The organism is Thermogutta sp. (genome assembly GCF_014359955.1).
In the GTDB taxonomy this organism is placed as follows: Bacteria; Planctomycetota; Planctomycetia; order Pirellulales; family Thermoguttaceae; genus Thermogutta.
Genome location: NZ_JACIYL010000165.1, coordinates 1 through 7,148, shown reverse-complemented (window position 1 = coordinate 7,148; position 7,148 = coordinate 1). Strand labels below are relative to the sequence as shown.

The 7,148-nt window shown below is 58.2% G+C and carries 10 protein-coding genes; all 10 read left to right on the top strand.

Features of this window, described 5'->3' with window-relative positions; genetic code table 11:
• The coding region (locus tag H5U08_RS07150; protein ID WP_297031656.1) for a SecY family transport protein at positions 1-640 on the top strand (640 nt) is incomplete at its 5' end.
• A gap of 87 nt (positions 641-727) precedes the next feature.
• A complete protein-coding gene (locus H5U08_RS07145; protein ID WP_297031654.1) occupies positions 728-1,291 on the top strand; it encodes an adenylate kinase in 564 nt (187 codons plus the stop codon).
• A gap of 54 nt (positions 1,292-1,345) precedes the next feature.
• The gene (gene map, locus H5U08_RS07140) at positions 1,346-2,185 is read left to right on the top strand and encodes a type I methionyl aminopeptidase (protein WP_297031653.1); all 840 of its coding nucleotides are present in this window, start codon (positions 1,346-1,348) and stop codon (positions 2,183-2,185) included.
• A gap of 127 nt (positions 2,186-2,312) precedes the next feature.
• Entirely contained in the window at positions 2,313-2,426 is a 114-nt protein-coding gene (rpmJ, locus tag H5U08_RS07135; protein ID WP_095414455.1) for a 50S ribosomal protein L36, read from the top strand.
• Between the two features lie 79 nt (positions 2,427-2,505).
• A complete protein-coding gene (gene rpsM, locus H5U08_RS07130; protein ID WP_297031649.1) occupies positions 2,506-2,889 on the top strand; it encodes a 30S ribosomal protein S13 in 384 nt (127 codons plus the stop codon).
• Positions 2,890-3,063: 174 nt separating this feature from the next.
• Positions 3,064-3,450 carry a 30S ribosomal protein S11 gene (gene rpsK / locus H5U08_RS07125; protein WP_095414457.1) on the top strand — a complete coding sequence of 129 codons (387 nt, stop codon included), beginning with the start codon at positions 3,064-3,066 and terminating at the stop codon, positions 3,448-3,450.
• Between the two features lie 138 nt (positions 3,451-3,588).
• Positions 3,589-4,215 (top strand): 30S ribosomal protein S4, encoded by a 627-nt coding sequence (gene rpsD / locus H5U08_RS07120; protein ID WP_297031646.1) that lies wholly within the window; start codon positions 3,589-3,591, stop codon positions 4,213-4,215.
• 48 nt (positions 4,216-4,263) lie between these two features.
• Entirely contained in the window at positions 4,264-5,256 is a 993-nt protein-coding gene (locus tag H5U08_RS07115) for a DNA-directed RNA polymerase subunit alpha (RefSeq protein WP_297031644.1), read from the top strand.
• Between the two features lie 47 nt (positions 5,257-5,303).
• Positions 5,304-5,981 (top strand): L17 family ribosomal protein, encoded by a 678-nt coding sequence (locus H5U08_RS07110; protein ID WP_297031643.1) that lies wholly within the window; start codon positions 5,304-5,306, stop codon positions 5,979-5,981.
• 458 nt (positions 5,982-6,439) lie between these two features.
• A partial coding sequence (locus H5U08_RS07105; protein WP_297031641.1) for an outer membrane beta-barrel protein occupies positions 6,440-7,148 on the top strand: 709 nt, incomplete at its 3' end.

Genomic DNA, 7,148 nt, shown 5'->3' with positions numbered 1-7,148 from the left:
CTCGGTGGTGGCGGGGGTCGTGTATATGACCCGTGCCCAGCGGCGGATCCTGACGCAGAGTGCGAAGCATGTGCGCGGACGTCGGGTGTACGGCGGAGCCCGAGATTATCTCCCCCTCCTTGTGAATCAGGCGGGCGTGATGCCGATCATCTTTGCCAGCAGTCTTCTGCTGTTCCCGCTGACGTTTTTCCAGACACTTGCCCACTGGTATCCCGGATCGGCGTGGATCGCCGCGCTCGCCGATGTGTTTCACCGCGGGGACGGCTTCTGGTACAACGCGATGTACATTGGTTTGATTTACTTCTTCTGCTACTTCTGGACAGCGATAACTTTTAATCCCAACGAAATTGCCGAGCAGTTGAAGGACAACGGGAGCATTATCCTGGGGTATCGGCCGGGACGGCGTACCGCAGAATATCTCGAAAAGGTGATGGTGCGAATCACCTATGTGGGAGCAGGTTTCCTCGCGGCGGTGGCGATCATTCCCACGATCGTGGCCGATTGGCTGGGAGTTAATTATCAGATCGCGCAGTTCTATGGGGGGACGAGCCTGCTCATCGCGGTCAGCGTGGCCTTCGACCTGGTGCAGAAAATCGACAGCCACATCGTGATGAGAAACTACAAGGGCCTGCTGGAATAACCAGGGCTTTCTCGGGGCATTTCCAGGGGACGCTGAGGGTGGGGTGGATAAGTCGTTTTGTTTTGGCTTCGGGTGAGGGTACAGAGGATGAGAATCGTGTTCATTGGGCCTCCGGGAGCAGGAAAAGGGACGCAGGCGCAGAAGATCGTCGAGCGATACATGATTGCGCATCTGTCCACGGGCGACATGCTCCGTGCGGCTCGGGATGCGAAAACGCCTCTCGGGCTGAAAGCCGACGAGTATATGTCGCGGGGGGAGTTGGTGCCGGACGACATCATCATCGATTTGATTCGGGAACGTCTCCAATCGCCGGACTGCCGCCGGGGCTATTTGCTCGATGGGTTTCCCAGAACCATCGCTCAGGCGGAGGCGCTTGACGCGATGCTGGCCTCCCAGAACACCCCGCTTGACGTGGTTCTGGAGTTACAGGTCCCGGAGGAAGAGTTGTTCAGGCGTTTGGCCGGCCGTGGTCGGGCGGACGATAAACCGGAAGTCATCCGGCAGCGGCTCGTGGCCTATCGAACGCAGACAGAGCCCCTTTTGGATTATTACCGGCGAAAGAACCTGCTCCGCACCGTGGATGGGTTGGGGACGGTCGACGAGATTTTCGATCGTATTCGAGCGATCCTCGACGATTTCGCTGGGGCGTAGTGTGGTGCAACCGGGCGGGAGGGGCCTTCGAGAAAGCCAGGGAGTCAGCGAGGTGTGATCAATTTGCGCTCGCGAAGCGAAATCCTGAAAATGCGGAAGGCGGGGCTGGTCGTATGGAAGGCCCTCCAGCTCGTGAAGGCACTCGTGCGGCCGGGTGTCAAGACCAAAGAGATCGACCAGGCCGTCGAAGATTTCTACCACAGGTGCAAAGCGGAGTCGCTGTTTAAAGGATACCCCGGCAAAGTGCCGTTCCCCGCCGTGACGTGCATTTCGGTGAACGACGAGGTCGTTCATGGAATTCCGGGAGAGCGGGTTATCGCAGAAGGGGACATCGTCAGCGTCGATACGGGATGCCGGGTGGACGGCTGGTGCGGGGATGCCGCGGTAACAATTCCTGTGGGAAATGTGTCACCCCAGGTGGCCAGGCTGGTCGAGGTGACGAAGCGGACCCTTGATCTGGCCATCGAACTGGCCGGTCAAAAGACCTACTGGAGCGAGGTGGCCGCCGCCATGCAGGATTACGTGCGGAGCCAGGGGTTCAGCGTGGTGGAGGCCTTCGTCGGGCACGGGATCGGCCGGCAAATGCACGAGGAGCCCCAGGTGCCCAACTTTGTCAACGACTTTTTCCTCCGCCGGGGGGATTTCCGACTGCAACCCGGGCTGGTGATCGCCATCGAGCCGATGGTCAACCTGGGCACGAAAAAGGTCAGACTGAGCCGGGATTATTGGACACAACTGACGGCAGACGGAAAGCCAAGCGCCCACTTCGAGCATACCGTGGCCATAACCGAAGAGGGGCCGTATGTGCTGACGGGCCCACTCGGTGCAATGGACGAACGCATGGGTTTTGATCCCGAAAAAGAGGGGTGCTTGTCCTTTCTTGAAACAGAATAACAAACTTCACGGCGTCCCCGCCCCGGTGGGTTTTGTTCCGGGTGGGGACGCTTGAGCACCCTCACCCGAGAGTGTTATACTTGATTTTTTGCCTACTCCGGAAGATTGTTACAGGGGATGATCGGCAATGAAAGTCCGAGCCAGTGTCAAACGACTGTGCGGTAACTGTAAGGTGGTCCGGCGAAAAGGCCGCCTGTACATCATTTGCTCCAACCCCCGGCACAAGCAGCGGCAGGGGTAGGAGGCGTGAACCACCCTGGCACTCAATCTGAAAAGATAGCAGGAATACATTAGAGATAAGAGGACGGTGGAGTTTACGTATGCCAAGACTTTTGGGCGTTGACATTCCCGGAAACAAGCCGACCGTCATCGCGTTGCGGTACATTTACGGCGTCGGTCCCGCCATTGCCAAGGAGTTGTGCTACAAGGCGGGGATCGACCCGCACATCCGCGCGAATCAACTGCGGGAGGATGAGCTGGCGCGGCTGGCGACGCTTCTGGACAAGGATTACGTCGTCGAAGGCCAGCTTCGACGCCAGATTGCCCAGAATATCAACCGGTTGAAGGAAATCAACTGCTACCGGGGGATCCGCCATCGGCGCGGCCTGCCGGTGCGCGGGCAGCGAACGCGGACAAATGCCCGAACGCGAAAGGGGCCGCGGAAGACGGTCGCCGGAAAGAAGGGTGTGAAGGACCTGCGGTGATTGGTCGGGTGGCCGTGTGTGGCATGCCGCAACGGCGAGACGGGTATTTTTCGGACGGCTTTGTCGCGTTTTCTGAACCTGGGTTCTTTTGGGCTTTGTTGTTGGGCAGATTGTTCGGAAACAAGTTCACGTTATTAGAGCGGTAGGTGCTCTTTTTGGAGGAGAGGTCACGTCGTGCCGAAGGCAACGGGTAAACGCAAGAAAGTCCGGCGTCACGTCACGCAGGCCATCGTGCATATCAAGACGACTTTCAATAACACGATGGTCACTGTGACGGACCTGAAAGGGGAAACCCTTTGCTGGGCGAGTGCCGGTACCTGCGGTTTCAAGGGAAGCCGGAAAAGCACCCCCTATGCCGGCCAGATGGCGGCGCAGCAGGCGGCCGAGAAGGCCATCAAGATGGGGGTTAAGGAAGTGGAAGTCAAAGTGAAGGGACCCGGCGCCGGCCGTGAAAGCGCAATAACGGCTTTGCAGACCGCCGGGTTGATTATCAAGTCTATTGAGGACGTGACTCCGCTGCCGCACAACGGTTGTCGCCCGAAAAAGCGGCGTCGCGTTTGATAAAGAATGGCCTGAAGGTGGCTCGCTTGCATCCGTGTGACGCGATGCGGGGAGTCAGGAGGTTTTGTTTTGAGGTCATTGGAGCAAAGAGCATAAGGCAATCGGACTGAAAGGCTAACTGGAAGGACGTGTAGCAAGATGGCTCGATATACGGGACCGGTGTGTCGCTTGTGCCGCCGCGAAGGCATGAAGTTGTTTCTGAAGGGCACGCGGTGCGACACTGACAAATGCGCTTTTGAACGGCACAAAGCAACTCCCGGTATGCAGGGAGTGTTGCGGAGCAAGCCCACTGATTACGCTCTGCACCTGCGGGAAAAACAAAAGCTGAAGCGATATTACGGAATCCTGGAGCGGCAGTTCCGTCGGTATTTCCAGATGGCGACCCGTTCGCCGACCAACACGGGCGAGGTTCTCTTGTCGCTGCTGGAAAGACGGCTGGATAACATTGTGTATCGCTTGGGCTTTGGGCTGTCTCGGGCACAGGCCCGGCAAATCGTCCGGCACGGGCATATTCTGGTGAACGGCCGGACAGTCGATATTCCGAGTTACCTCGTGAGTCCGGGCGACGTGATCACGGTGAAGAATCGGCCGCGGAGTCTCGAGCTTGTCAAGCGGAATTTGGAGGAGCGGCAGCCGAATGTCCCGGACTTCTTGAACCTCGTGCCCGGCCAGGTTCCGGAGGGGCATGTGCTCCGCAACCCAACCCTGGAAGATGTTTCCATTCCCGTGCAGCCGCAACTGGTGATCGAGTTCTGCTCTCGGTGAGGGGGAAGCCGGTAAAGCGTCATTGGGATCTCAATTTGGAGGCGTTGTATGCGTGTACGCTGGCGCGGGCTTGAGCTGCCGAGTCAGGTCATTTGCGATAAGAGCACACTTACGGATCGGTACGGCAAGTTTATTGCTGAACCGTTCGAGAGAGGATTTGGGACAACCATTGGTAACAGCCTGCGGCGGATTCTGCTGTCCAGTCTCGAAGGCAGCGCGGTGACGCGCGTGAAGATCCAGGGCGCGCTCCATGAGATAACGTCGCTGCCGGGCGTGGTGGAGGATGTGACAGACATCATCCTCAACGTGAAGTCCCTGGTGGTTCGCAATCACAGTTCCCAGCCGCGGATTTTGCGGATCAACAGGCACACCCGAGGGGTTGTCACCGCAGCCGACATTGAGCCGGACGACCAGGTCACCATCGTGAACAAAGATCACGTGATCGCGACACTCACCGACGATGTGCCTTTCGTCATGGAAATGACGGTGGAAAACGGCCGGGGCTATGTTCCCGCCAGCGAACACACGCCGCAGATTTCGGAGATCGGCGTGATCCCCGTGGATGCGATGTTCAGTCCGGTCGTGAAGGTGCGGTATGAAGTCGAGGAAACCCGCGTCGGTCAAAAAACAAACTACGACAAGCTGACCCTGGAAATCTGGACCGACGGGTCGATCACGCCGGAGATGGCGCTTGTGGAGGCTGCCAAGATTCTCCGCAAGCATCTCAACCCGTTTGTGCAGTACAACGAGCTTGGACCGAAGGTGTTTACGGATGGGCGGAGCGTCGCCGGTGTAGAGCCGAGCCAGGAAGCCAAGCTGGCGATGCCGGTGACGGATCTGCGGCTTTCGGCCCGCACGCTCAACGCCCTGGAACTTGCGAACATCCGCACGGTACGCGACCTGGTGTCTCACACGGAGGAACAGCTCCTCGAGTTGCGGAATTTTGGTGAGACGGCTCTGGCGGAGGTGAAAGAAAAACTGGCGGCTCTGGGGTTGCGACTGGGCATGCGGTCGCCGGCGACCTCCGGAGGAGCGTTGTAAACGCAGCCATAGACCAGGAATTGGAGTAGGGAATACGGTTAGCTGCCATGCGACATAGAAAACGCGGTCGGTATTTAGGACGTAGCCCGAGTCATCGGCGCGCACTCCTGCGCAACCTGGCGTCGGCGTTGTTCCTCACGGAAGGTGAATTCATCTTCGAGGAGGAAGAGCCGTACGTGAAAGGGCGCATTGTCACGACACTGGCGAAGGCCAAAGAAGTTCGCCCGCTCGTCGAGAAGTGCATCACGATTGCCAAGCGGGTGTTACCGTTGCTTGAGGAGGCCAAACGGCTGGAACCGACGGCGCCACGAAATTCGGAGGCCTGGCGGGCATGGCGACAGAGTGAGGCCTGGTACGAATGGAACCGGAAAATGGCACCCGTCGTCGCGGCGCGGCGGCGTGTGCTCCGGCTTCTGGGTAACAACAAAGAGGCAATGCGGATTGTGTTTGAACGCGTTGCGCCGCGGTTTCTTGATCGGCCGGGTGGTTATACCCGAATCGTGCGACTGGCGAAGCGACGCGTGGGTGATGCAGGCATCCGCGCGATTCTGGAATTTGTGGGACGAAACGACCGGGTGAAGCGCCGCCGGACGGTCAAACCGGAATTTGATCCCGAGCCAGTCCCTGAAACGCCGCCGACCCCGGTGGTTGCGGAGGCTCAGGAAGCCAATCAGGCACCGAGCCAACCGGCTGAGCAAACGGCCGGAGAACAGGTGAGCACCTGATCGCAGTGGCTTTAGCCGTCGCACTTTGCGCAGATCAAAATAGGATCAGTTATCACAGACATCATGGGCGGTGGGGTTACTGGCAGTGACCCCGCCGTTTTTGTTGCGCTGCGTCTGGAAAAATAGGTGATCTGGGAGGTATTGGCCTTGTCGTCCCGGAAGGTAGCTGACTGGCGCTCTGCTGCTCAGCCCTTGTTTCGCTCAAGTTAGAAAAAAACATGGGGCCGTTTCCTGCCTGAAACCTTCTACGTCTTACTGAGCACGCGCGTCTTTCCTGGTTTTTCTCGCAGGATTCGTGTTTTTCATAAACAGCGTGGGAGCTTTCTCCGATGATTCAAAAAGGACGTGTAGCCGTGTGTTGACGGTCTGTTGGTGCTCCCATTGGGGTGAACAAACATTACCGAGACCGGCATCACCCTCTTGGGCGAACAGTGGTACCTAATCGTGGAGAGTCAAGGATGACCGGAAAATCCCTTTTTGACAAACTGGCAGTCGTGTGCCTGTGTTTTGGGCTGAGCGCGGGCAGCTTGTACGCCCAGGTGTATCCAACGAGCTGGTCGGGCCAGAATGGGGCGGCCTGCGTCCCAGGCTGCAACACATGCGGCACCTGTGACGGTGGCGGTTTCCTCTCTGATTTCTTTTACTGTGACCCGTGCCGGCCAACCGACCCGTGGAAACTGCCTACGCCTGGTTTTCTCGAACGTTGGGGATTTGAATTCGGAGGCTGGGTGGGCGCAGGCATCAGTGTCGTCGCCAATAACCCCGCCGACAATTACAACGGTGTGGTCACGTTTAACGACCGCGACCAGGAATTCCAGATGAACCAGCTCAATCTTTATCTGGAACGGCAAGTCAACAACGGCGGTTACGGCTGGGATTGGGGTGGCCGCGTGGATGTCCTCTACGGGACCGACGCTCGATTCACCCAGGCGATCGACGGGCTGGAATCCGACTGGAACCAGACTGAGCGCTTCTATCAAGTGGCGCTGCCGCAGTTCTATTTCGACGTGGCCTACAATAGCTGGACGTTGCGAGGTGGCCACTTTTATACACCCGTTGGGTACGAAGCAGTTCCCGTGACTCAGAACTTCTTCTATTCCCACAGTTATTCCCACCAGTACGGGCAGCCGTTCACGAATACGGGGCTTTTGCTCAGCCGGTCGTTCA